This window comes from Cellulomonas bogoriensis 69B4 = DSM 16987, assembly GCF_000767165.1.
Classification (GTDB): domain Bacteria; phylum Actinomycetota; class Actinomycetes; order Actinomycetales; family Cellulomonadaceae; genus Actinotalea; species Actinotalea bogoriensis.
On sequence record NZ_AXCZ01000424.1, the window covers coordinates 1 to 612 of the forward strand.

The window sequence follows — 612 nt, forward strand, 5'->3', positions numbered from 1 at the left end:
CCCGCCACGAGCCCCACCCCCACCCCGCCCCAAGCCCCGACCTACACCGTCGAGATCGTGCTTCTCGGCCGAGAACGTGACTTTGAAGGCACGTTCTCGAGAGAAAGTCACGATCTCGGCGGTGCCCGTGGGGGCGTGTCGGCCCGGTCAGGGGTGGTCGGCGCGGGCGGCCTCCTCGACGGCGGCGGCGACGGCTGTGGTGGCCTCGGGGTTGAAGACGCTGGGGATGATGTACGTCGGGTTGAGCTCCTCGGGGCTGATGACCGACGCGAGCGCGTAGGCCGCGGCGAGCAGCATGCGCGGGGTGATCTCGTGGGAGCGGGCGTCCAGCAGGCCCCGGAACACCCCGGGGAAGGCGAGCACGTTGTTGATCTGGTTCGCGAAGTCCGACCTGCCGGTGCCCACGACCGCCGCGTGCCGGGCGGCGTCGTCGGGATCGACCTCGGGCCGGGGGTTGGCCATGGCGAAGACGATCGAGTCCGGTGCCATGCGGGCCACGTCGTCGGCGGTGAGGATGTCCGGGGCGGACAGCCCGATGAACACGTCCGCCCCGACCAGGGCCTCGGCGAGGGTGCCGCTGACACCGGTCGGGTTGGTGTGCTCGGCGGTCCA

General features: G+C 71.6%; 1 protein-coding gene. It reads right to left on the reverse strand.

The window, feature by feature from the left end; all coding sequences use genetic code 11:
- Window positions 1–147: 147 nt before the first annotated feature.
- Window positions 148–612: malic enzyme-like NAD(P)-binding protein (locus tag N869_RS15810; protein ID WP_035063300.1), on the reverse strand; the 465-nt coding region annotated here is incomplete at its 5' end.